The 25,712-nt window shown below is 42.7% G+C and carries 21 protein-coding genes and 1 pseudogene; 7 read left to right on the top strand and 15 right to left on the bottom strand.

Features of this window, described 5'->3' with window-relative positions; translation table 11 throughout:
* Positions 1 to 3 precede the first annotated feature (3 nt).
* The 11 genes and pseudogenes from skp to C5470_RS16010 form a co-directional block, all read right to left on the bottom strand.
* Entirely contained in the window at positions 4 to 501 is a 498-nt protein-coding gene (skp, locus tag C5470_RS16060) for a molecular chaperone Skp (RefSeq protein WP_021324817.1), read from the bottom strand.
* Between the two features lie 126 nt (positions 502 to 627).
* Positions 628 to 3,021 carry an outer membrane protein assembly factor BamA gene (gene bamA, locus C5470_RS16055; protein WP_036844239.1) on the bottom strand — a complete coding sequence of 798 codons (2,394 nt, stop codon included), beginning with the start codon at positions 3,019 to 3,021 and terminating at the stop codon, positions 628 to 630.
* A 34-nt stretch (positions 3,022 to 3,055) separates the two neighbouring features.
* Complete coding sequence (gene rseP / locus C5470_RS16050; protein ID WP_207627021.1) at positions 3,056 to 4,411, bottom strand: sigma E protease regulator RseP; 1,356 nt, start codon at positions 4,409 to 4,411, stop codon at positions 3,056 to 3,058.
* A 30-nt stretch (positions 4,412 to 4,441) separates the two neighbouring features.
* Complete coding sequence (gene cdsA / locus C5470_RS16045; RefSeq protein ID WP_166290651.1) at positions 4,442 to 5,290, bottom strand: phosphatidate cytidylyltransferase; 849 nt, start codon at positions 5,288 to 5,290, stop codon at positions 4,442 to 4,444.
* Between the two features lie 9 nt (positions 5,291 to 5,299).
* The gene (gene ispU, locus C5470_RS16040; RefSeq protein ID WP_242688048.1) at positions 5,300 to 5,995 is read right to left on the bottom strand and encodes a (2E,6E)-farnesyl-diphosphate-specific ditrans,polycis-undecaprenyl-diphosphate synthase; all 696 of its coding nucleotides are present in this window, start codon (positions 5,993 to 5,995) and stop codon (positions 5,300 to 5,302) included.
* A gap of 285 nt (positions 5,996 to 6,280) precedes the next feature.
* Positions 6,281 to 7,477 carry a 1-deoxy-D-xylulose-5-phosphate reductoisomerase gene (gene ispC / locus C5470_RS16035; protein WP_166290649.1) on the bottom strand — a complete coding sequence of 399 codons (1,197 nt, stop codon included), beginning with the start codon at positions 7,475 to 7,477 and terminating at the stop codon, positions 6,281 to 6,283.
* Between the two features lie 142 nt (positions 7,478 to 7,619).
* Positions 7,620 to 8,177: a ribosome recycling factor gene (gene frr / locus C5470_RS16030; protein WP_036843730.1), complete on the bottom strand. Its 558-nt coding sequence runs from the start codon at positions 8,175 to 8,177 to the stop codon at positions 7,620 to 7,622.
* A gap of 119 nt (positions 8,178 to 8,296) precedes the next feature.
* Positions 8,297 to 9,025 carry a UMP kinase gene (gene pyrH / locus C5470_RS16025; protein ID WP_133813348.1) on the bottom strand — a complete coding sequence of 243 codons (729 nt, stop codon included), beginning with the start codon at positions 9,023 to 9,025 and terminating at the stop codon, positions 8,297 to 8,299.
* Positions 9,026 to 9,173: 148 nt separating this feature from the next.
* Positions 9,174 to 10,031, bottom strand: coding sequence for a translation elongation factor Ts (tsf, locus tag C5470_RS16020; RefSeq protein WP_166290647.1), 858 nt, complete (start codon positions 10,029 to 10,031; stop codon positions 9,174 to 9,176).
* A gap of 150 nt (positions 10,032 to 10,181) precedes the next feature.
* Positions 10,182 to 10,907, bottom strand: coding sequence for a 30S ribosomal protein S2 (gene rpsB / locus C5470_RS16015; protein WP_046974080.1), 726 nt, complete (start codon positions 10,905 to 10,907; stop codon positions 10,182 to 10,184).
* A 368-nt stretch (positions 10,908 to 11,275) separates the two neighbouring features.
* Positions 11,276 to 12,457: pseudogene (locus tag C5470_RS16010) on the bottom strand (RNA-guided endonuclease InsQ/TnpB family protein); the annotation flags it as partial.
* A 58-nt stretch (positions 12,458 to 12,515) separates the two neighbouring features.
* Here C5470_RS16010 and tnpA point away from each other — a divergent pair.
* The 5 genes from tnpA (at position 12,516) to C5470_RS15985 (ending at position 18,190) form a co-directional block, all read left to right on the top strand.
* Positions 12,516 to 12,902: an IS200/IS605 family transposase gene (gene tnpA, locus C5470_RS16005; protein ID WP_051477171.1), complete on the top strand. Its 387-nt coding sequence runs from the start codon at positions 12,516 to 12,518 to the stop codon at positions 12,900 to 12,902.
* A 232-nt stretch (positions 12,903 to 13,134) separates the two neighbouring features.
* Positions 13,135 to 13,932 carry a type I methionyl aminopeptidase gene (map, locus tag C5470_RS16000; protein WP_036843737.1) on the top strand — a complete coding sequence of 266 codons (798 nt, stop codon included), beginning with the start codon at positions 13,135 to 13,137 and terminating at the stop codon, positions 13,930 to 13,932.
* Between the two features lie 138 nt (positions 13,933 to 14,070).
* Positions 14,071 to 16,719, top strand: a complete 2,649-nt coding sequence (glnD, locus tag C5470_RS15995; RefSeq protein WP_166290645.1) for a bifunctional uridylyltransferase/uridylyl-removing protein GlnD — start codon at positions 14,071 to 14,073, stop codon at positions 16,717 to 16,719.
* Between the two features lie 50 nt (positions 16,720 to 16,769).
* Complete coding sequence (gene dapD / locus C5470_RS15990) at positions 16,770 to 17,594, top strand: 2,3,4,5-tetrahydropyridine-2,6-dicarboxylate N-succinyltransferase (protein WP_166290643.1); 825 nt, start codon at positions 16,770 to 16,772, stop codon at positions 17,592 to 17,594.
* 209 nt (positions 17,595 to 17,803) lie between these two features.
* Positions 17,804 to 18,190 carry a DUF3461 family protein gene (locus tag C5470_RS15985; RefSeq protein ID WP_166290641.1) on the top strand — a complete coding sequence of 129 codons (387 nt, stop codon included), beginning with the start codon at positions 17,804 to 17,806 and terminating at the stop codon, positions 18,188 to 18,190.
* Between the two features lie 59 nt (positions 18,191 to 18,249).
* Here C5470_RS15985 and C5470_RS15980 read toward each other — a convergent pair whose 3' ends face one another.
* Positions 18,250 to 18,699, bottom strand: a complete 450-nt coding sequence (locus C5470_RS15980; protein ID WP_036843744.1) for a flavodoxin — start codon at positions 18,697 to 18,699, stop codon at positions 18,250 to 18,252.
* A 472-nt stretch (positions 18,700 to 19,171) separates the two neighbouring features.
* On the opposite strand from C5470_RS15980, the gene C5470_RS15975 reads away from it, so the two are divergent.
* Positions 19,172 to 20,335, top strand: coding sequence for a hypothetical protein (locus C5470_RS15975; RefSeq protein ID WP_166290639.1), 1,164 nt, complete (start codon positions 19,172 to 19,174; stop codon positions 20,333 to 20,335).
* Positions 20,336 to 20,505: 170 nt separating this feature from the next.
* Here C5470_RS15975 and truC read toward each other — a convergent pair whose 3' ends face one another.
* The 3 genes from truC to syd all read right to left on the bottom strand — a co-directional run bounded on the left by truC (position 20,506) and on the right by syd (position 22,675).
* Entirely contained in the window at positions 20,506 to 21,252 is a 747-nt protein-coding gene (gene truC / locus C5470_RS15970; protein WP_166290637.1) for a tRNA pseudouridine(65) synthase TruC, read from the bottom strand.
* A 1-nt stretch (position 21,253) separates the two neighbouring features.
* Positions 21,254 to 21,586 carry a YqcC family protein gene (locus C5470_RS15965; RefSeq protein ID WP_166290635.1) on the bottom strand — a complete coding sequence of 111 codons (333 nt, stop codon included), beginning with the start codon at positions 21,584 to 21,586 and terminating at the stop codon, positions 21,254 to 21,256.
* A 537-nt stretch (positions 21,587 to 22,123) separates the two neighbouring features.
* Positions 22,124 to 22,675 (bottom strand): SecY-interacting protein, encoded by a 552-nt coding sequence (gene syd / locus C5470_RS15960; RefSeq protein WP_166290633.1) that lies wholly within the window; start codon positions 22,673 to 22,675, stop codon positions 22,124 to 22,126.
* A gap of 1,632 nt (positions 22,676 to 24,307) precedes the next feature.
* On the opposite strand from syd, the gene ppnN reads away from it, so the two are divergent.
* Positions 24,308 to 25,675: a nucleotide 5'-monophosphate nucleosidase PpnN gene (gene ppnN, locus C5470_RS15955; RefSeq protein WP_166290632.1), complete on the top strand. Its 1,368-nt coding sequence runs from the start codon at positions 24,308 to 24,310 to the stop codon at positions 25,673 to 25,675.
* The last annotated feature ends 37 nt before the right edge of the window (positions 25,676 to 25,712 follow it).

Genomic DNA, 25,712 nt, shown 5'->3' with positions numbered 1-25,712 from the left:
CTATTATTTAACCTGTTTCAATACACTTGCCGTAATGTCTTTGCCAGATACTGAATAAGCAACAGCATTCGCATCAACTACAACGTCATAGCCTTCTTTACCTGCAACTACTTTGATTGCGTCCTGAATACGGCTCAGAATTTTGTTGCGCTCTTCCATTTGGCGACGACGATTATCTTGCTCAAAAGCCTGGGCTTTTTTGCCGAATTCTTCACGCTTAGCCATAACATCTTTTTCCAGATTAGCGCGCTCGCTGGATTTCATGGTAGAACCATCGCGCTGTAATTTCTGAATTTTGGTCTGCAAATCAGCTTCCATTCTTTGCAGTTCAGATGCGCGGCTTTTGAACTCATTTTCCAACTGTTTCGCAACAGCTTCACGGGCAGGCAACTGCTGGAAAATCTCACCGACATTTACAACGGCAATTTTGTCTGCTGCCTGAGCACCAGCAGAGAAAGCTAATGCAATACCAAGGCTTGCTGCACACAACAATTTCTTCACTATAAACTCCTTAAACCACGCTATCTGTAACATGTTGGAAAACTTCGTTAATACCCTGAAACCAATGATTTCAAAGCTTGCTTTATCAATAACCTGTTTTATCAATAATAAGATAAAAACGCATTATCACCAGGTTTTGCCAATATTAAATTGGAATTGTTCTGATCTATCACCTTCGTAGTCTTTGATCGGCTTAGCATAAGAGAACACCAGCGGCCCCAAAGGAGATATCCATTGCAATGCAATACCCGCCGAAACACGGATATTACCTGGTTTACTGTAATCAGGTATACCTTTGGCTTTCATTACCGCAGAATCACTCCAGTCAGTATCCCAAACCGTACCTGAATCAATAAAGAATGAAGTTCGGACAGAATTCGAGTATTTACCATCAAGGAATGGCGTTGGCGTGATTAACTCAAGGCTGGCGACTGCCATTGCGTTACCACCCACAGCATCACGGGATGGGCTATTTTCCTTAGGACTCCCGTCCTTATTCAGGTAAATAGCTTTAGGACCGATATTGTTGGAACGGAAACCACGGACAGTACTGGCACCACCTGCATAGAAGTTTTCATAGAATGGTAACTCTTTACCACCTACCCCATCACCATAGCCTAAACGGCCGCGGCCCAAAATCACCCAAGTACGCGCATCATTAATTGGATAGTACGCAGACGTATCAAAAGTCACTTTATAGAATTCGTTATCCGAACCAGGGATGGTCACTTTACCGTTCAGAGTCGATTTCACACCCGATGTTGGGAAGAAACCACGGTCAAGGTTGTTGTATGTCCAACCTACATTCAGAGAGAAATCATCTGCTTTAAAGTCAGCTTTACTTTCAAGACTTGGATTCTCACCCATAGACTTCAGATAGCGCCACATTGCTGCCTGAGGGAGCATTTCGGACAGAGAGTTATGAATATAACCCAACCCAAAACGCAGGGAGTTATTTTCATTAATCGGAAAGCCAAGGAAACCATCTAAGCCATAGCTTTGGTTGGTATAACCGGACAAATCAGCATCATCAGCTCTGAAATCGTTGTAGAATACCCGACCTCCGAGACTCACCCCATTAACCGTAAAATAAGGATCGGTGAAAGAGATTTCTGCATAGGTTGAGTAATCATTCTTACTGGCATTAACCCCAACAGAGTTACCTGTTCCCAACCAGTTATCCTGCTGAGCGCCAATCTGGAAACTGACGCCACTTTCAGTACCGAAACCAACCCCAAAGTTCAGAGAGCCGGTATTACGCTCTTTAACTTTATAAACGATATCTACCTGATCAGGGCTACCGGGTATACGCTGAGTTTCAACATCTACAGTTTCAAAATAACCCAAGCGGTTAAGGCGTTCTTTACCCAATTCAACCAAATCACTCCCCAACCATGCTCCTTCCATCTGGCGCATTTCACGACGCAAAACGGAGTCTTTACTAGTATCATTACCAGAGAAACGGATTTTACGAACATAGAAACGGTTACCTGCATCAATGTTGACATGCAGTTTTACTGTTTTGTCCTGATCATTGATTTCAGGTTGAGTCATCACCCGTGGATAAGCATAACCATAACGGCCAAGCAAGTTTTTGATTTCACTTTCCATTTTAGTCACCTGAGTCCCGTTATACAGAGAACCAGGCTTAATATTAGCCAGTTTAGTGATTTCTGACTGATAGCCCGCCATATTACCGTTCAGGTCAATACCAGATATTTTGTATTGATCCCCCTCAGTAATATTCAACGTGACATAAATACCTTTTTTATCTGGCGTCAAACTGACCTGAGTCGAATCAATGTTAAAACGGGCATAACCGCGATCAAGGTAAAAACTGCGCAGCGCTTCAAGGTCACCCGCCAGTTTTTGTTTCTGATATTTCTGATCAGCAGTCAGATTCCACCACGGCACATCATCTCTGAGTTGGAAACGATTCAATAACTCATCAGAAGAAAATGATTTGTTACCTACGATGTTAATCTGCTGAATTTTTGCCGAAACACCTTCAGCGAAAACCAGTTTTAAATCAACACGATTACGTGGAAGTGGCGTAACAACCGCTTTTACACTGGCGTTGTATTTACCGACACTGTAATAGAAATCCTCCAGCCCTTTTTCGATATTGGACAACATAGTACGGTCAAGAGCTTCACCGACCCGAACATGAGATGCCTCAAGGTTCTGTTTCAGCATGTCATCTTTCACCGATTTATTTCCAGAGAAAGTAATGCTGGCAATAGTCGGCCGTTCTTTTACCTGAACAATAAGTGTATTGCCATCACGCAGGACACGAACGTCTTCAAAGTTACCAGTAGCAAATAGTGCATGAATGGTACGACCGATATCTTCATCGCTGACCGTATCACCTACGCGAACTGGCATGTTCAGTAATGCTGCCCCTACGGCAACGCGTTGAAGACCTTCAAAGTGAATGTCCCGAACTACGAACCCGTCTGCACCGTACGCAGTGGCGCTGCCAAACAGCAGCGACGCTATGAGTAACTTTTTCATCGCCATCGTTGTAATGCGTCTTCCTAACCAGTCTTCCGCTTTAGAAGCGGGAGAAATCATTGAAAAGTGCAAGCCCCATCAATAACACCAGTACTATGGCACCGATGCGATAGCTGAAGTCTTGTACACGCTCGGAAACCGGCCCACCTTTTATCTTTTCGATAATCAAGAAGAGCAAGTGTCCACCATCTAACACAGGTAATGGAACCAGGTTAATGATCCCAAGATTGACACTTATTAGCGCCAAAAACATCAAATAATACACCAAGCCTGAATCAGCCGACACCCCTGCCCCTTTAGCGATAGAGATAGGTCCACTCAAGTTGTTAACTTTCACATCACCAACGATCAGCTTACCCATCATACTGACAGTTAACCGCATCAATTGCCAAGTCTTGTCTCCTGCCTGATAAATGGCAGAGAAAGGCCCGTATTGCTGAACTATTTTATATTCGTCTGCTAATGGTATAACCCGCAGTTCCACACCGGCAAAGCCAACTTCCTTACCCCTGGCTTGCTGTCTGACTTCCGGCGTCATAGAAAGAGCAATAATATGACCAGCCCTATCCACTGAAAGTTCCAACGGAACATTCGGATTATTGCTGACAAAGGATGTAAAAGTATGCCAGGCATCTATCTCCTGACCATTGACTTTAACTATCCTATCTCCCTTTTGTAAACCGGCCTTTTCCGCTGCGGTACCAGGAGTCACATTCTCCAGCTGAGAATCCAAACGAGGGCTGACAGGCATAATCCCTAATGACAACACGGGATCCTGTTTATCGGGGTTAAAGCGCCATTGCCGCAAATCCAGAATTTTCTCTACCGGATGCGATGAGCCTGGAGGTATGACCTGAACAGTCAGGTTCTCATCACCTATCTTACCTATCAGAGCAAAACGAACTGAATTCCAGTCAGGCGTTTCGATACCATCTACGGATTTTAGTTCCATTCCTGATAAAATATTTGCTTGTGCCGCAATAGAATCGGGTTTGATATCTGCAACGACAGGGCGTATTGCCGGCACACCAATAATAAACACCAACCAATAAACTACAACCGCCAGTAAAAAATTAGCAATTGGCCCTGCACTGACAACCGCAGCACGCTGACCAATAGTTTTATTATTGAATGCCATATGACGGTGTTCAGGAGAAACAGGTGAAACACGCTCATCAAGCATTTTCACATATCCCCCTAGTGGAATAAGGGCTATGACATATTCAGTCCCCTGGCGATCCGTACGCCGCCATAACGCTTTACCAAAACCAATGGAGAAACGTTCAACATGAATACCACACTTTCTAGCCACCCAAAAATGACCGAACTCATGCACAGTGATCAATATACCCAGCGCAATAATAAAAGCCGCCAGATTCCAGAGAATTCCCATCATATTCCTTTAAACGCCGTCAAACAGTAGAAATCAAAATACCAGCAATATCAAGCCGGCAAAGACAGGGATCGCCGCAGTCAAGCTATCGATACGATCCATGACACCACCATGTCCCGGAATTAGCTGACTACTGTCTTTAATACCAGATTCACGTTTGAACATACTCTCAGTCAAATCACCAAATACAGAAGCGATAACGACAATGGCAGAACACAACATGAGTTTTTCAGGCATTACTGGTACTGGCGCATATTTACCAAATAACCATGAAATAATAGCCGCAGTTATTAAACCGCCAACTAATCCTTCCAGCGTTTTTCCTGGAGAAACTTTTGGCGCCATTCTGTGTTTACCTAAAATACGTCCAAATAGATAAGCACCTGAGTCAGCTCCCCATACCAGCAACATGACATACAGCAACCACCACGCACCATGATATGCATTGTCATCATATCCCTGAGTCCGCAAGACCATCATTCCACAATAAAACGGCACTAATGTCAGGGCGCCAAACAAGAGGCGTAATAACATGGATTTCTTCCAGATTAAAGCGGAAGAAGGATAGGTAATAACCAAAAGAGTCGCGACAATCCACCAAATCATTCCCATCCATAGGATAAAGGTGATTTGCTGTTGCTCAATCAAATCAGTGAAATCTGGCAGAGTATATTGTAAGGTCAATAAACCGATAGCGAATAGAACAGCCAGAATAACCCGTTTCTTTTGGCTAAATAAGCTGGCGAATTGCCCCCATTCCCATGCAGCAAGGACTGAGACAGCAATAATAACCAGCCCAAAAGCAGCTGGCGGCAGCAAAAATAGAGCGGCAATCACAAGAGGGATTAATATCACAGCCGTTATAAGGCGGTACTTCAGCAAGAGCTCCTCCTATGATCCCACATCGGCATCGTCTGGTATTGTTCCGCCAAATCGGCGTTCTCTTTTGGCAAAGGCATTAATTGCACCTTCAAAAACGGTTTCATTAAAATCAGGCCAGAGTATATCGGTAAAATAGAATTCTGCATAAGCTATCTGCCATAACAGAAAATTACTTATACGATGTTCACCGCCAGTTCTGATGACCAAATCAACCTGAGGCTGCTGGCTCAGATTAATGTAATTATTCATCAATTCCTCAGTAATATCCTGTGGTTCAAGGGAATTATCCTTAATCTGCTGAGCAATTTTCTGAACACTTTGAACTATATCCCAACGACCACCATAATTTGCAGCAATATTAAGTTGCAGACCAGTATTATTAACCGTCAACTTAACTGAGCGACGGATACGCTCCTGTAAACGCTCACTGAACCGGCTGATATCACCAATAACAGATAATCTAATATTATGTTTATGTAAGCTTTTGATTTCGCTGTCTAGTGCAAAAATAAACAACTCCATTAAAGAGCTGACTTCCTGCTCCGGCCGGTTCCAGTTTTCACTGCTGAAAGCGTATAGAGTCAACGACTCAATGTTACGTTTAGCAGAGAAGCTCACCGCACTCCGTACCGCCTTAATCCCTGCACGATGACCAAAGACTCTTAATTTCCCACGTTTCTTTGCCCAACGACCGTTACCATCCATAATAATGGCAACGTGTTTAGGTAATAATGACGATAAATCGTTCTGATGATGATCGCTGGATAATATCACTCAATTAATCCTTTACTGGTTAGGGTAATTCTCTTGCAAATTCAAGCATCCAAACATAAAAAAGCCGTGTCTTGTATCACGACTTGGGTAAGAGCCTAATTATCTGAAAGAAAACCCTCCAAAATCTGAACTGTTAATTATACCAACCAACAGTTATACGAAAACTATACCATCAGGTAAAAATGCGAACAAATACCCATTTAACAATCAGCAATACTATCTGATAAATGAACTGATAGTCTTTATAGCTAAATCTCTTGCGAGCTGATCAATCTGTAAGACTTCTTCAATGCTCTGAGGTTCCGGTAAATCCAGTTTTTCTACAACCTGCCGGTTTATAATAGCAATATCTGTGAAAGAGATTCCATTTTGTAAAAAAACTTTAACGATTTCTTCATTCGCTGCATTCAACGCTGTAGTTGCAGCCTGACCTTCGTGGCATGCTTCAATAGCCAGCTTCAAACAGGGATACCGTTCATAATCTGGTTTCGAAAAAGTCAGTGTGCCTAAAGAACAAAAATCAAGAGGTTCAACACCGGAAACAATACGATTTGGGTATGCCATTGCATAGGCAATCGGCGTACACATGTCCGGGGTTCCTAGTTGAGCGATAACGCTACCATCCTGATAACGGACCATCGAATGAATGACAGACTGAGGATGAATCACCACTTCCATTTCCGCAGCAGATGCATTGAACAAACAACACGCCTCAATGTATTCCAGGCCTTTATTCATCATTGTCGCAGAATCTACAGAAATCTTGCGCCCCATCGACCAATTCGGGTGGGCACAAGCCTGGTCCGGTGTCATAAAAGCCAACTGTTCCAACGGGGTATGACGAAAAGGCCCACCCGATCCCGTCAAAATAATATTAGCAACCCCGTGTTGTTTCAGATCCCCGCCCCCAAGGTTCTGTTGTATTACCTCAGGTAAACTCTGGAAAATAGCATTATGCTCGCTGTCAATCGGTAACAATTGAGCATTATGCTTCACCACAGCATCCATAAAAAACCGGCCGCTGGTGATCAGGGATTCTTTATTCGCAAGCAAAATCTGTTTACCCGCCCGGATGGCGGCCAGTGTTGGCAATAAACCCGCAACACCGACAATCGCAGACATTACCTGATCAACATCATTCAAAGCAGCCAGATCACATGCAACCTGTTCGCCGAAAAGTACTTCGGTCTTACAACCTTGTTCAATAAGCAACTGTCTAAGCTCTTTTGCGGAAACTTCATCCGCCATCGCAGCATATTGAGGCTGAAATTCCAGACATTGTTCAGCCATAACCTGAATATTCTTCCCAGCGACAAGCGCCGTTATTTCAAATTTATCAGGATGATTGCGAACTACAGTAAGTGTACTTTTGCCTATGGAACCTGTGGAACCAAGGATGGTCAACCTTTTCATACTGATGCTCTGAATTGCTCTGTTTGATGTGTATTAATACTTGTCTGATTTGCCTGACTATGAATGCCTATAGCCTCAGAGAAATGCCGGATAAAAAATAGCGCCGCACGATAGCGACGCTTGATATATCTCACGAAAGAGATTAGAACTCCATCAGTTCTTCTTCTTTCTTCGCTAAAGCTTCATCAACTTTTTTGATGAAATTATCGGTCAACTTCTGAATATCATCCTGTGCACGACGCTCATCATCTTCACTGATCTCTTTATCTTTCAGTAAGGCTTTGATTTTATCGTTAGCATCACGACGAATATTACGCACAGAAACACGTCCTTGTTCAGCTTCGCTACGAACCACTTTAATCAGATCTTTACGACGTTCTTCTGTCAATGGGGGCAAAGGAACACGGATTGTTGTACCCGCAGAAGAGGGGTTCAGACCTAAATCAGAAGCCATGATTGCCTTTTCAATCGCCGGAGTCATAGTACGATCAAATACCGTGATAGCCAGAGTACGTGCATCCTCAGCGATGACGTTAGCAATCTGACGCAGAGGTGTAGGCGCACCATAATACTCAACAGTGATACCGTCCAACAGACTTGGAGAAGCACGGCCAGTGCGAACCTTACTGATTTGGTTTTTAAGTGCTTCGACGCTTTTTTCCATACGGTCTTGTGCGTCTTTTTTAATTTCATTAATCACGTTACAAACCCTTGGGAACTGGTTGTTTTTCAAGCCATAAGTCATTATGACCATGTTTGTTAAATTTGACGTATCAGGCGACTAATCATACCGCCAAACATCTCTGGTGTCTCTGAACATTATTCGTGGGAAATCAGGGTACCTTCATTTTCACCCATCACCACACGACGCAACGCACCCGGTTTATTCATATTGAATACACGGATGGGTAAGCTATGATCACGAGCCAGAGTGAATGCCGCCAAATCCATGACTTTTAATTCACGCTCTAATACCTGCTGATAAGACAGCTTATCAAACAATACCGCTTCTGCATCTTTAGCCGGATCAGCAGAGTAAACACCATCTACTTTAGTTGCTTTTAGCACAACATCTGCTTCAATCTCAATACCACGCAAACATGCTGCCGAATCTGTCGTAAAGAACGGATTGCCAGTACCCGCAGAGAAGATAACAACCCGACCATGACGTAACAAACTAATCGCTTCTGCCCAACTATAGTTATCGCAAACGCCATTTAAAGGAATGGCAGACATTAGACGGGCGTTCACATAGGCGCGGTGTAATGCATCCCGCATTGCCAGACCATTCATCACTGTTGCCAACATGCCCATGTGGTCGCCTACTACCCGGTTCATTCCTGCTTCAGCCAAACCAGCGCCACGAAACAGGTTACCCCCGCCAATGACGACACCGACCTGTACGCCTAACTCAACCAGTTCTTTGACCTCTTGAGCCATTCGGTCTAAGACGCTGGCATCTATACCAAAACCTTCTGCACCTTGCAGGGCTTCGCCGCTGAGCTTAAGCAGGATACGCTGATATACGGGTTTTGCATTGGTTGCCATGATGTTCTGTCCTAAAGCAGAAAAGTATATTGGGGATTTACATACATCCGGGCCACTCTGACCAGATGCAAAAACTCAACGCCTACTGGAATAGACGGTTTAGATTAGATAAAACAGAACCGCCATTTGGCGGCTCTGTTTATAGAAATTAAGACTGTTTACTCATTGCAGCAACTTCTGCTGCGAAGTCAGCCTCAACTTTCTCAATACCTTCACCCACTTCATAGCGGATAAAGTTAGTCACTTTAGCATTGTTCTCTTTCAGCAGATCGCCAACCGTTTTGCTTGGATCCATCACGAAATGCTGACCAGTCAGAGAGATCTCGCCGGTAAATTTGTTCATACGGCCAGAAACCATTTTCTCTGCAATTTCGCGTGGTTTACCAGACTGCATTGCGATATCCAGCTGGATTTGGTGCTCACGCTCAACAACTTCAGCAGGTACATCACTAGGGTTAACATATTCTGGCTTGCTTGCAGCGATGTGCATAGCCACATGCTTAATCAGCTCTTCATTAGCGCCTTCAGCCGCAACCAGAACACCGATACGCGCACCATGCAGGTAAGTACCCAGTTGTTCACTTTCTAATACAGAAACGCGACGAATGTTGATGTTTTCACCGATCTTAGCAACCAGTGTAGTACGCTGTTCTTCAAACTTGGCTTTCAGAATTTCAATGTCAGAAACTTTATCAGCCAAGACTGCTGCCATCACTTCTTTACCGAAAGCGATGAAGCCTGCATCTTTAGCAACAAAGTCAGTTTCACAGTTCAGCTCAACCAAAGCACCGAATTTGCCATCAGCAGCCACTTCCGCCAAGATGATACCTTCTGCTGCAACACGGCCAGCTTTCTTAGCCGCTTTCGCCTGACCTGATTTACGCATGTTGTCAATGGCTAACTCGATGTCGCCATTAGCTTCAACCAGCGCTTTTTTACATTCCATCATACCTGCGCCAGTACGCTCACGCAGTTCTTTTACCAAAGCAGCGGTAATTCCAGACATTTGTTTTATTCCTCGATGTATCCCGCAGGAAGATAATATCCCGCATGGATAGTTCTTATATCAGATACGTAAAAGGGGGCCATAACAGGCCCCCCTAACCAATATATTTCAATACCTGGTTAATAAGGGCTCAACAATGAGCTTGCCTTATTATTCAGCTTCTACAAAGCTTTCTTCTGCCTGAACAGCCAGATCTTGAGAACGACCTTCACGAACAGCGGTAGCAACAGCACCCAAATACAGTTTTACTGCACGGATTGCGTCATCGTTACCAGGGATGATGAAATCAACACCATCTGGATCAGAGTTAGTATCAACAACAGCGAATACTGGGATACCCAGATTGTTCGCTTCTTTGATAGCAATGTGTTCATGTTCAGCATCGATAACAAACAGAGCGTCAGGTAAGCCGCCCATATCTTTGATACCGCCCAGGCTGTTTTCTAACTTACCCAATTCACGAGAACGAATTAACGCTTCTTTCTTGGTCAGTTTGTCAAAAGTACCGTCCTGAGACTGTGCTTCTAAATCTTTCAAGCGCTTGATGGACTGGCGAACGGTTTTCCAGTTAGTCAGCATACCGCCTAACCAACGGTGATTAACGAAGAATTGATCACAGCTCAGAGCTGATTCTTTAATCGCTTCGCTTGCAGCACGCTTAGTACCCACAAACAGGATTTTGCCTTTGCGTGAAGCAATTTTGTTCAGCTCAGCTAACGCGTCGTTGAACATTGGAACAGTTTTTTCCAGGTTGATGATATGCACTTTGTTACGAGCACCAAAAATGAATGGTTTCATTTTTGGGTTCCAGTAACGAGTCTGGTGACCGAAGTGAACGCCCGCTTGCAGCATATCGCGCATGGAAACAGTTGCCATTGTAAACCTCTATAAAATATTAAGTTGGGGTTATGCCTCCACGAGCCCCATAACACCGACTCTTTAGCTGCATGTTCTGCATGAGAGCACCCCGGTGTATGTGCCGACCCGTGTGTGTTATTTACACAGTGAGTATATTTAACGCCTCTGGTGTTTTGCCTTAGAAACAAATACACAGAACGCCGGCGCGCTTTATATCATAAACCGGCTTAAGACACCAACTTTTGTTGTCATTTTCTGATAGCACAATTATGGAAAGAAAAACGCAGTTATGTTGACATCCTCCCCCACTTTCGCACTTCGTGACTCAAGAGGGGGATCCCCGTTAGTGGGCGACGGCTGATCGCTCTGCGTCTGGTTCCTGCCGACGGGCGGCCTGACTGCACCATCCCTCCACAGGCAAGCACGGCATGTCCTGCCGCTAAAATGTTACGAGCGCCGTTTACATCTGCGTTCGCGGTATATCCACACACCTGGCACACGAATTTACTCTGCGACAAGCGGTTCTCTTTTGCTGTATGACCGCAACATGCGCACCGCTGGCTGGTGTATGCCGGAGGGACTGCCAGTACCTGACCGCCGCGCCAGCGCTGCTTATATTCTAGCTGACGGCGCATTTCATACCAGCCCTGATCCAATATCGCGCGATTTAAGCCTGATTTAGCCCGAACGTTCCTTCCGGGCTGTTCTGCCGTGCCTTTCGCTGACTTCGACATGTTACTGACCTTCAAATCTTCAATCACGATCATCGCGTGGTTTTTGCTTATTTTCGTGGTGGTCTTATGAAGGTAGTCGCGGCGAATATTAGCAATATGCGCGTGCAGACGCTGAATTTTTCGCTTCTGTTTCTGCCAGTTGGCGCTGAACTTAACTTTGCGGCTTAACTGATGCTGAAGCCTCGCCAGCTTGCGCTGATTGCGCTTAAAACTGTTTACAGGTTCGTATATTGTGCCATCCGAGAGCGTGGCCAGTTTTGTTATCCCCACATCCAACCCAATCATTGAAGAGGATTCATGCTGGGGGTCAGGCGTCTCAATTTCGACCTGAAATGAGATGGACCATTTACCCGCTGACTGGTTGATGGCGGCATTTTTAATTTTTCCGTTCACCTCCTGCGATTGCCGGAATTTAACCCAACCGAGACCCGAAGGCAGTTTTACCCGACGATGTTTAAGTCGACAATATTTCTCAAAATTAACGAAGCGGATCGAATCGCGTCCGTCATTTTTTCTTTTAAATACAGGCGCTTTTGCCGACAATTTTTTATCAAAACAACGTTTCCACGCTCCGTGTAAATCTTTGAGTTTTTGCTGAAGGTTATCCGTGTAGGCTTCCTGCAAAAAGGCGTGTTCCGGCATGTTTTTCCACACCGTGAGCATCCTATTCAGCTCAAAAGCGGAGGGAAGTTTGCCGCCTGACTCAAGAATGCGCTTCGTTTCGTCAAGCCCGTAATTCCAGACGAAACGAGCACAGCCGCATAACTGCCGCAGACGCTGCGACTGTTCTTCGGTTGGCTCTAGTCTGAACTTGTAGGCTTTCAGTATCAGCATTATCATTCAGTGTGTAGTCAGTTTGTTCTCTATCTTACTGTGCCTTCGGCTAACTTCAATGCAAAAATACAAAATGAATCGTTCACGACATGCCGCCTTTCTTTTGCATGTACATCTTGTGTTTGTGACCAAATACCGTAGAAAGATTCTTGGCGAGCGACACTATGCAGGTGAAATCTGCTGTGACTTCGACGCAGAACTTAAAGAGAGTCACGGCGATTTAGATCATGTTCATATGCTGATTGAGTATCCCCCGACCGTTCAGCTATCGGTATTGGTTAACTCGCTGAAAGCGGTAACCTCCCGTCGCTTACGTAATGAGTTTCTGGACTTACGCGGAGCATACGGAAAGGCCGTTCTCTGGTCTCGCTCCTACTTTGCGGGTTCATGCGGTGGAGCACCGCTGGAAGTGGTGAAACAATACATTCAACATCAGCGTGGCTGATGATTCTACGGGCTTTTCAAGCCCGTCCAAATTCCCCTCCCACCTGATGTCGGCGGGAGTACCCTTTGGAGATAAAGATGGATATTCCTAATAAATACAAATAACGGGGGAAATATGGCTACCAACGGTTATTGGCAGATATTCTGTAGGCTGATACCATTGGTTCAACAATTTTTTCCCTATTGATAATCATACAACCAGCAGATTTGCTGGCTTTGAATGGACAAGTTTCATGGCAATCTCAATTAAAACCTCTGAAGATATTGAAAAAATGCGCGTCGCCGGCCGCCTGGCGGCGGAAGTACTGGAAATGATTGAACCTTACGTCAAACCCGGTGTGACAACAGGTGAATTGGATCGCATCTGTCACGATCACATCACCAATAAACAACAGGCTGTTTCAGCTTGTCTTGGTTATCACGGTTTCCCAAAATCTGTTTGTATTTCTGTTAATGACGTCGTTTGTCACGGTATCCCAAGTGATGATAAGGCTCTGAAAAATGGCGATATCGTTAATATTGATGTGACTGTCATAAAAGAGGGCTTTCACGGCGATACGTCAAAAATGTTTATTGTTGGTAAGCCAACCATTCAGGGTGAGCGTCTATGCCGCATCACTCAAGAAAGCCTCTATCTGGCACTGAAAATGGTAAAACCAGGCATTCGCCTGCGCACTCTTGGTAAAGCCATTCAACAATTTGTTGAAGCCAAGAATTTCTCTGTGGTTCGTGAATATTGTGGTCACGGCATCGGCGCAGTCTTCCATGAGGAACCTCAAGTACTGCACTATGATGCAGATGATGGCGGTGTTGTACTGCAAAAAGGGATGGCTTTCACTATTGAACCTATGGTTAACACTGGCGATTACCGCATCCGTACCATGAAAGATGGCTGGACAGTCAAAACCAAAGACCGCAGTTTGTCTGCTCAGTATGAACACACAATTGTTGTAACTGATAACGGCTGTGAAATCATGACGTTGCGCAAAGAAGAGGAACCCGTTCTTTCCGCCGTCCTGGTCAATGAATAAATTAGACACTAAATTGTGAAGCCTTACTGAAACCATACAGGGCTTCCAATCTCTTTCTCTGGCAATATCTCCTGTTCAACACGATATTTTCTCAGTAATCTGGCCGTTATGATTCGCCTTTCTCACGGGTTCATACTTATGCCAGCAGATATCGCCACCATTAAGGCTCCTGTCCCGCCACTTTCTCCAACTGATTTTTCCTGTGATGATCTTCACTACCCGGTGCTGAAACGACACCTCGAAGAATTTCAACTTTGGCTAGAACATGCATTTAAAGCAGGAATTTCCGCAGAAGCCTTGATTTCAGCCCGCAGTGATTACATAGATCAGTTACTGAAACAGTTATGGAATGTTTATGGGTTTGATAAAATTTCATCACTTTCATTGATTGCGGTCGGCGGATACGGCCGACGGGAGCTACACCCGCTATCTGATATTGACGTGCTGATACTCAGTGAGCAATCTCTCACACAACATCAAGCTCAGAATATCGGACAATTTATCACCTTATTGTGGGATATCCGGCTGGAAGTAGGCCATAGTGTTCGTACATTCGAAGAATGTTTGCTGGAAGGGCTGTCAGACCTGACTGTTGCGACAAATTTAATCGAATCACGGTTAATCTGCGGCGATCTGTCACTTTTTCTTCGATTACAGCGACATACCTGCAATGATGGTTTCTGGCCTTCCACTGAATTCTTTGATGCCAAAATTGTCGAACAACATGAACGCCACCAGCGCTATCACAGCACCAGTTACAATCTGGAACCGGATATCAAAAGCAGTCCCGGAGGGTTACGGGATATCCATACCTTACTGTGGGTTGCCCGCCGCCATTTTGGAGCAACCTCAATAGATGAAATGGTCGATTTCGGCTTCCTGACAGCGGAAGAACGTAATGAATTGAATGAGTGCCAAAGTTTCCTCTGGCGCATCCGCTTTGCCCTTCATCTGGTGGTTAATCGTTATGATAATCGCCTGTTGTTTGATCGCCAATTTAGCATTGCTCAATTATTGGGCTACCAAGGAGAACGTAATCAGCCGATAGAGCGGATGATGAAAGATTTCTACCGAATGACACGCCGCGTCAGCGAACTCAATAATATGCTGCTGCAACTGTTTGATGAAGCTATTCTGGCACTGGAAACCAGTGAAAAATCCCGCCCACTGGATAGTGAATTCCAGCTACGTGGACAATTAATTGATCTGGTCGATGAGACGCTGTTTATCAAAGATCCCACAGCAATTATGCGGATGTTTTATCGCATGGCGGAACATGCCGAAGTTCAGGGCATCTATTCTACTACGTTACGCCAGCTCCGTTATGCCCGCCGCAATTTGAACCAGCCATTGTGTGAATTACCCGAAGCCCGCCAAATCTTTATGGATATCCTGCGTCACCCAAGGGCGATTGAAAGCGCATTTGTCCCCATGCACCGTCACAGTGTTCTTGGCGCCTATACACCGCTTTGGGGCAACATTGTCGGCCAGATGCAATTTGATCTGTTTCACGCATACACCGTCGATGAGCATACAATCCGTGTGCTGAGAAAATTGGAAAGTTTTGCTGATGAGAACAACCGTGCAGCCCATCCGCTCTGCGTTGAACTATACCCGCGTTTACCTCAGCTTGAGATCCTGCGCCTTGCTGCGTTGTTTCACGATATCGCCAAAGGGCGTAATGGTGACCATTCTGAGCTTGGCGCTGAAGATGCACGGGCATTTTCACTGCAACATGGGCTTAACTCACGAGAAGCTGACTTGGTGACTTGGCTGGTGCGTCATCATCTATTAATGTCAGTCACGGCTCAACGGCGAGATATCCAGGATCCGGAAGTCATTAAACAATTTGCCCATGAAATACTCAATGAAACCCGGTTACATTATCTCATTTGCCTGACAGTCGCTGATATCTGCGCAACCAACGTCAACCTGTGGAATAGTTGGAAGCAGAGCTTATTACGGGAACTCTATTTCTCTACAGAGAGCCAATTGCGCCAGGGAAATACACCGGATTTGCGGGAACGCATCCGTCATAACCGTTTTCAGGCACTTGCGCTTCTGCGCCAGGACAATATTAACGAACAAAAACTTCATCAGCTTTGGAGCCGTTGTCATGCAGATTATTTCCTTCGCCATACACCAAGGCAACTGGCATGGCACGCCCGCCATCTGGTGGCACATGATTCTCAAGAGCCGCTGATACTGATCAGTACTAAGCCAACTCGCGGCGGTACCGAGATTTTTATCTGGAGTCCGGACCGCCCTTCCCTATTTGCAGCGGTTGTCGGCGAACTGGACAGACGCAATCTCAGCGTTCATAACGCGCAGATATTTACCAATCGTGATGATATGACGATGGATACTTTCGTGGTACTGGAACCCAATGGTTATCCTTTAGCACTGGACCGCCATGAGATAATACATGACGCACTTTTGCGGGTCGTTCTGGATCCTTATACCAAAACACCCAAAGCACGAAGATTGCCAACCAAACTGCGTCACTTCAATGTACCAACAAAAGTGATCTTTCTGCCTACCCACAACGAACGGCGAACCTATATGGAGTTATTCGCGCTGGATCAACCAGGATTACTGGCCAGAGTCGGCAATATTTTTACCGAAATGGAAGTTTCATTGCATGGTGCACACATCACTACGATCGGCGAACGTGTCGAAGACTTTTTTGTGCTGGCGGATAAGGACCACAAAGCATTAAATAAAAAAACCAGAGAAGAATTGTCAGAAAGGTTGACAGAAACCCTAAATCCAAAGGATAAAATGTAACTGAATACAAGCCCCTCATGATTCGGCTGATAACCAAGGAAACAGATGTAATGCAGCAATTAAAATCCATTATCGAAAGTGCTTTTGAAAATCGCGCAACTATTACTCCAGCGACAGTCAACCGTGAAACACGTGATGCCATTACTCAGGTCATCAATCTGCTGGATAGTGGAAAACTGCGTGTTGCAGAGAAAATTGATGGTCAGTGGGTCACCCATCAATGGCTGAAAATGTCGGTACTGCTCTCTTTCCGTATTCATGAAAATCAGGTCATAGATGGCGCCGAAAGCCGTTATTTCGATAAAGTCCCGATGAAATTCGCTGATTACGATCAAGCGAGATTTGAAAAAGAGGGTTTTCGCGTAGTTCCTCCTGCAGCAGCGCGGCAGGGATCCTTTATCGCCCGCAACTGTGTCTTGATGCCTTCGTACGTCAACATCGGCGCTTATGTCGATGAAGGAACAATGGTAGATACCTGGGCAACTGTCGGCTCCTGTGCGCAAATTGGTAAAAACGTCCATTTATCCGGCGGCGTTGGCATCGGAGGCGTGTTGGAACCATTACAGGCCAACCCGACCATTATTGAAGATAACTGCTTTATCGGCGCCCGTTCTGAGATCGTAGAAGGTGTCATTGTCGAAGAAGGTTCTGTGATTTCAATGGGCGTCTATATCGGTCAAAGCACCAAAATCTATGATCGTGAAACAGGCGAAATCCATTATGGCCGAGTCCCTGCCGGCTCTGTTGTTGTCTCTGGCAACCTCCCATCGAAAGATGGCAGTTACAGCCTATATTGCGCTGTCATTGTAAAAAAAGTGGATGCTAAAACACGGGCAAAAGTGAGCATTAATGAACTCTTAAGAGCGATAGATTAAACTTCAAAATAGCGGATAATAAGTCCGCTATTTTTTTGCTTTTTATCATCATTACCGACCTCAGTCAGTGTTATTAATATAGGTAGTTTGAACGTGGGCACTGTGCATAATCCCGAACGTACACCGAGTACATAAGGAGTTTAAGCACGATCCAAATTCAAAATGACGCATTAATAACCTACTGGGAAAAATACCCTTAAGGTGGTGCCATGTACGATAACTTAAAGAGTCTGGGGATCACATATCCCGAAGAGATTGACCGCTACAGTCTGCGTCAGGAAGCTAACAATGACATCCTGAAAATCTATTTTCGCAAAGATAAAGGAGAATTCTTTGCCAAAAGCGTGAAATTCAAATATCCACGTCAACGCAAAACGGTTGCTTCAGACAATGCAGAGCAAGGATATAAAGAGATCAACGAAATTAATACTAACCTACGTTATGTGATTGAAGAATTGGATCAAATTTGCAAACGTGATCAGGCAGAAGTCGATTTGAAACATAAAATCCTTGATGACCTGCGCCATCTTGAACACGTTGTTGCTAATAAAATTGCCGAGATTGAAGCCGACCTGGAAAAATTAACCCGTAAATAAAGCGGTTCATATATCACTACACCGCTTATATCCTATCCGGTATAAACGGTGTATTAAGATTATTCAACTAATTCGCCCCACTGTTTGATCCAGGACTGAGCAAAAACTTCCGGTTCAGCTTCTTCTATTGCATCCACCAGAAGAACCTCACCGATTCTTATTGCTCCCTGCTCGTGTAACAGCTCATCAAAAGTACGACCACCACCACAAAAATTCTCGTAACTGCCATCACCCAAAGCAATAACGCCATAGCGTAATTCCGGCTGATAACCTAATTCATCCCGCAAAGCACAATAAAGCGGCTGAATATTATCAGGCAAATCCCCTTGTCCAGTCGTTGAAGTGATAACTAAAATTACCTGATTCAGATAGGATTGCCACTGTTCCAACTCCCCCTCTTCAAATACTTCTATCTCATGGCCTTGTTGTTCAAGGATTAGCTGTGCTTCTTCTGCAACTGCCAGGGCATTACCGTAAACAGTACCAACAAAAATACCAATCTTCGCCATCGCCTATTATCTCTTTTTAAAGGAATTATTAATTATCCTCGCTGGCAACCACAGAAAATTCAACCCTTTCCAAATCAGGGATAATTACTTTGCCAGCTAAGTCGTCGCACCAATCAAATGTTGCCACTGTTGGGCTGCCTCTGTCATGTAAACAATATCTCATCAGCACTAATAACTAATGATATATCTGTCAGGCTAATTACGGACAGATGCACTGATCAATGACTGTAGCTATTCTACATAAAACGGTAACAAGTAATCACCAACATTGCATCTTTAACAATTCCTGCAAAATTAAACTAAGTTATTCAGCCAATAATAATTTAATATTAACGTTACTTTTTGGAAAAATTTTAGCTGATAATATTTTCATTGGTATTAAAAATTACTTATACTCTATTTCAATGAAAATAATAGTAGAATGAAATTACTAGAATGGCAGAAGTAAATATGCATAAGGAGGACGATCACCATGTTTAATAATAGGGCTGTCGTGCTTAGTGTGTTATTAAGTGCTGCAAACATCACCGGCTCATCGGGTCTGATGATCTGGGTAGATACCGTGCTTAAAGATGGAACCATAGTTTTAAATGCTTATATTCCTGTTTTTTCCTATTTATTAGGACTCTCTCTGGGATGTGTAACAATATCCTTTGTCATCCAAAAAGTGAATATTGTTTTTTTCAGAAAGAATCTCTTTGGATTACTCTTATTATTCGCAACTATCAATTGCATTCTCTTTTCAGGAGGGGAAACATTGATTCCCGTTTGGCTGGATGCTCTCCATAGAATATTATGGGGAGTAATCAGTGGATTTATTGTCATAATGGGAAGAAATATTCTTGTATCAGAAGGAAATGAAAAGAAAACGAATAAGTATTTCTCTATTTTAAGCCTTGCATTATTAAGTCTGCCATTTTTAATCCCAGTTATTTTCTCTCTCCTTGATTTGAATTCCCGTACATCCGCAAATTTTTTTGCTGCATTTATTTATTCCATTTCTCTAATTGTTTATTTTACCGGTTATAAGAATAATATTTTTAGAAAACCAAAACAAGACATTAAAGATTCCATTATTATAAAAAATAAATTAGGTGTTTTCTTTGCCTTTCTAAGTCTGGTTATAATAAATGTTTGCTTTTTTCTATCCTTAATGATTATGCCCGCAGTCAGGACAAAATATTTCGAACATATTGATATGATTCATATGTATGCTATATTGTTGATTATATGGTTCCCCTCTGCAATTGTGATCATTAAAGTGATGAAACCAATATCTTTCAGAAAGAAAATCATAGTAGGTAATATCATTCAGTTATTTGCTCTTGGATTCTGTTTACTCGGCATTATTATGGGATCTGGTATATTCTATTTGTTATTTACGATTCTGGTATTTTTATCTAATACACTGATGCAACCCGTTTTTTTCTCTTATCTGGGGTTATATTCTAAAGACTCTCTTTATACCTTGGGTATGCAATCAGGCGTTTATGTACTTATTACTATGATTATTCTTTTTTACACTATTTACTTAGGAGCTAAAATTGAAGAAATAGTTGCTGCATTCACAATATTATTAATTTCCTCAGTAGTAATCTCAACTACTTTTCGTTTAATAATTCACTCTAAAAAATAACAACATTAGCCGATAGAAACCAATGAGATTATATATTAATAATTTCCAACTATAACATTTATCTTAATTCTTACCTTTGTCTCTTAATTATCTCAATCAAGAGACAAGGTAAACAGATATTCTTTTAAAATACCCTAATCTGTAAAATTTTTTATCCTGCTTTCTTCGTCCTAATTATTGTCATATTCCAAATCAGGGATAATTCCTTGCCAACCAAATTGTTGCATCAAATGTTGCCATGACGCATCCCATTTTGCCGTAAGAGATAACTTCTCACCGGTAACAGGGTGATCTAATTCAAGCAAACTGGCATGCAGCATCAACCGGCTGGTTTGATAATGAACGGCAATCCCTCTGTTCTGCCGTAAATCACCATGTGTCGTATCACCAATAATTGGATGACGAATATGTGCCATATGCCGTCTCAATTGATGTTTCCGGCCTGTTTTCGGCATCAGTTCCAGCAGACTAAAGCGTGATGTAAGATAACGGCCAATCTCTACCGGACATTCTACTTTCGCCAATGGTCGGTAATAAGTCACACTGGGTTGTGCCTCTTTATCACTGTCTGCAAATTTATCGGCAATTTTATCCAGCTCTTCAACCAGAGCATAATCGATAATATCGGGTTCCAGCACATAGCCACGCACGACAGCATGATAAGTTTTTTGCAACTGATAATATTCAAACTGTTGAGAAAGCTGACAAGCAACATCACTGGAAAGTGCCATTAACAATACGCCCGACGTCGGCCTGTCCAGACGGTGTACGGGGAAAACATGCTGACCAATTTGATCACGCAATGTCTGCATAACAAAGCGTGTTTCGTGACGCGCCAACCAGCTACGATGAACTAACCAACCAGCCGGTTTATTAACCGCCACAATATACTTATCCTGATATAACACTTCCAACATATCAGGAATCACCCTGAATAAATAAGCGATCCAACGCGCGAAGATGTTCAAGCAGTTGCTGGCAACGTCCAGTAGCCTCTTCTTTATAGGACTCTTCAAAATAAGGAGCGATAGAGAATGCCGCGGGTAATTCTGTGCCCTGTTCCAGCAACGCATACATTCGTGGCATTAATACCCACTGCAACCACTCTTCAGCCAGCATCGTATCAATTGAAAATGGTTCAACACTGTCGAAAGCTTCTGGTTTAGGAGGATGACTTTGCCATAGGTCAATGTCCCTCATGGCGTGTTCAATTAGTTGTAATTTTTGCAGAATTTGTTCTTCAGTACTCATATTTTCAGCCTGATAAATATTTATTCAAAGCTACCAAGTTCATAAGAATATCATTGATAGCCCTTAAGCTGAAAATTTGCTTATTCCATCAATCAAATAAAGAGAAGGGAGCGAACTAGCGCTCCCTTTAAGTTGTGCTTTTTATAGCAGTCCGGCTAATAGTTTGCTCCCTGCTCACTCCCTGACAGATTATCCTTAATTGGTTATCCCTTACCCATCATTTTTATTTATATTGCATACAATCCTGTTATGCATTGCATCAGTCATCCTGACCACCATCACCCTATTTTGTCCTTGAGAAGTTATGCGCAATGATTCCTTTCCTGCGGGAGACAGAATGAATTAATTCGCTGTATGAAACAAGCCATACAAATGGAACCGGTAAGTCAGTAAAGCAAATGAAATCTGTAATTATTTATAGGCTATTGAAATAACATAAAAATAATAAACCGATGTGAAGCTCACCAAAGTAAACAATGACATCTCTTACATAAAGTGTAAGAGATGTCTCACAAATTCAGAGTTAAAAATCCAGGCTTAACGAACGAGGACGGGCTCAATTGCACCAAGAAACTCAACTAAGTCGGTAAACAGGCGGATTCGTTTGTTACTGCCAAACTGCTCCAGAATCACTTCACCAGTCAAATTACATAGAGAAATGATACTCATATCCGAATCCATAGTAGCGATAAATGCTGTTGGCGATAGTTTCAGCCGCTTTTGCGTTACCAAATGCCCTATCAGGTTCTCCTGTAAACGGATAAAGTCATCCTCACTCCAGACCTGAATCAGACTAAACTGCTGGCCTTCAAACATTACCGTCATATCACCGGCCAATTGCGATGTATAAAAATCATGAATTGCTGGCTGTAATTGGATATCCAGTGCAACTTCAACGCTATTCAGCTTATCTTCTGAAGAAAAAGACTGCGGAAGCCAGTAAACCGTGTCATTACCAGTACGGATAATGCAAGGTGATGGCACACCATAAAGTTCTCTGCTGGCAGGTGAGGCTCCGGTTTCCTTTTGCCACAAATCAACATAACGACGGGTAAAATCAGCCAACGCCTCTGTAACATTAGAAATCATATTATTTTCAACCAGTCACTGTTAGGGTGTACTCAATGTTATTGTAAACCAAATATTCTGACTGTTCCCCTTCCTAAAGGCTATAGATATCTACACATCACCAAACTGACCCAAAATATTTGTGGCTAACATGACAACGAAACCCACTGCACAGCACCCGGGTACGGTTTTGCTCTACTGAGAGTGACTAAGGTACCTACACAGTTAAAACGTTAATCCCCAGAGAAGAATTCCAACCATCGTAAAGAGTCCTTTATCACGGCGTTAATGTTAAATCACATTAAAGCCATAAAAAGAGGCATAGTTTAAATCAAACCGTAGAAAATCAATGCTATTGGTGGATTAAAGCAGTGTAAATCAGGTTTAAATGGGCTTATTTAAGCTATCACGGTGTTGCATAATAAATACAAAATAATAATGCTGTAAAGTAACCAGACTCGTATTATGTTAAATTATTTATTTAGGGATTTTGTTACTCAAATTTTTCATAATTGATGATTTAATTGGTTTATAAAAGTTTACTCCCCGATTTGAAAACATTATTAAATCCGGTTCCTTTTATAAGAAAACTGTAATTTAAATCATTCGATTAATCTATTCATGTTTTCATTTATCCTTTTCCCAGAGGCATAAAAATTAATCAAACCCATTTTTGTTTCTCATTTTTCACTGATAAGCTTTATGATGGCAGTTTTTAAACTGTTATTAAAAGTCATTGTTTCAACTTATGGTTTAAATCAGCATGACGCTTTAATGGTTTTTAACACTTTTTCATAGTTTAAATCCTGCCAAATTCACCGTTTTATCCATTTTTTATTGCACTATTTTATATGGCTTGTTTCGCAAAATAATGACTAGAAAGTACTTTAATATGAGTATGTTTAGATAATATTCTTTTTTCTCTCTGATTTTCTTTCAACTCTTTGTTAATATTTAATGGACTTCGATTAAACGCAATTTACTGCTCGCCTGAAAATATCACTTATTAAATTAAATCTGCTTTTTATATAAATGTCTTAATCTCTACACTCTCGATTTTAAATAATTATAACAAATTAGGTAAATGTAAAATAAGTAAAGGGTAGCATTGCCGATAAACGAATTAAACATGACTGTGAATAAACCGGTTTTTAATATTGCCAAACACAATTATCATTTTTTCTCTGCTAATTTGGTTAATCTAAAAGCTTTCTGGCTTTATCTAACTATTTTCTCTGATTTTTCATAAACATCTTGCAGTCATGCAAAGTATTTTATTTTGGTTAATGTGGTTAAATATTTTGATATAATCTCATATTCTTATTATTGGGTTAACTCTGTTGTTTTATCGCCTTATTAAAAAACTTAAAACCCGCTTTCCATGATGTTTTCTCTTCCAATTGTCAATACAACATCGATTTTTTTACCCACTTTAAAAAATCCTTAACCACGTTTTTTACCTCTGATGATTAAATTTTTTACCTATTTTTTCATGATACACTTACCTTTTTTCTAGATTTTAAAACCTTACCGACAGAAAAAAACGGCTTTTCTGAGTGCCGTTTGTACAAAATAAGCTAAAATAAGCAATGTAATACATTCAGTTTAGTGATATTGATGTGTAACCCACATACGATATAAAAGGAGTCATTCTTGATTACACATATCAACCCACTCGGCTCAATGGATTTATTATCTCAACTTGAAGTAGATATGCTAAAGAGTACCGCAAAAAGTGATCTGTATCGCCTGTTCCGTAACTGCTCACTGGCTGTACTCAATTCAGGTAGCCAAACCGATAATAGCAAAGAGCTGCTCTCTAAATACACAGATTTTGAAATTAACGTATTGCGTCGTGAGCGCGGGGTAAAATTGGAACTGGTGAATCCACCAGAAGATGCATTTGTTGACGGAAAAATTATCCATTCACTACAAGCTAATTTATTCGCAGTACTTCGGGATATCCTGTTCGTTCATACTCAGATTACCGATTCAGAACAGCAGCAGCATCCCGATCTGAAAAATGGTGCATCTATCACCAACAGAGTATTCTCTATTCTGCGCAATGCCAGAGCACTGCATACCGATGAAGAGCCCAATATGATTGTCTGTTGGGGAGGCCATTCAATTAGTAAGCTAGAGTATCAATATGGCCGTAAAGTCGGTAATCAGCTTGGGTTACGTGGGCTCAATATCTGTACCGGCTGCGGCCCTGGCGCAATGGAAGCACCGATGAAAGGCGCGGCGGTAGGACATGCCCAACAGAATTACAAAAATAGCCGTTTTATCGGTATCACTGAACCCTCCATCATTGCAGCCGAACCCCCTAACCCACTCGTGAACGAACTGGTTATCATGCCAGACATAGAAAAACGTCTGGAAGCTTTCGTTCGCATTGCTCACGGCATCATTATTTTCCCAGGCGGTGTCGGCACAGCAGAAGAATTACTCTATCTGCTCGGCATTCTGATGAACCCGGAAAACCAGGGGCAAGTGCTGCCATTGATTCTTACCGGCCCGAAGGAGAGTGCAGACTATTTCCAGGTCATGGATGAATTTATTATTCACACATTAGGAAAAGAGGCACGACGCTACTATCACATTATTATTGATAATGCGCCGGAAGTTGCCCAAGTAATGAAAAAAGCGATGCCATTAGTGAGAGATAACCGACACAGTACCGGTGATGCATACAGCTTTAATTGGTCAATGAAGATCAACCATGATCTTCAACAACCATTCGAGCCAGCGCATGAAAACATGGTTAATCTCAATCTCTATCCCGATCAGTCGCCGGAAAAACTGGCGGCATCGCTACGCCGTGCTTTCTCTGGGATTGTTGCAGGTAACGTGAAAGAGATTGGTATTCAAACGATTGAAAAACATGGCCCATTCAAAATCCACGGTGATACTGAAATAATGCGCCATATGGATAATCTGTTGAAAAACTTTGTAGGGCAACACCGGATGAAACTACCGGGTGGCACAGCCTACGAGCCCTGCTACGAAATTATCAGTTAAAATGACCCAAGAAAAAGACGTCTGCTCCACGGATGGA

This window comes from Photorhabdus stackebrandtii (assembly GCF_011189495.1).
GTDB classification, from domain to species: domain Bacteria; phylum Pseudomonadota; class Gammaproteobacteria; order Enterobacterales; family Enterobacteriaceae; genus Photorhabdus; species Photorhabdus khanii.
This window is presented reverse-complemented; position numbering and strand designations above follow the sequence as displayed.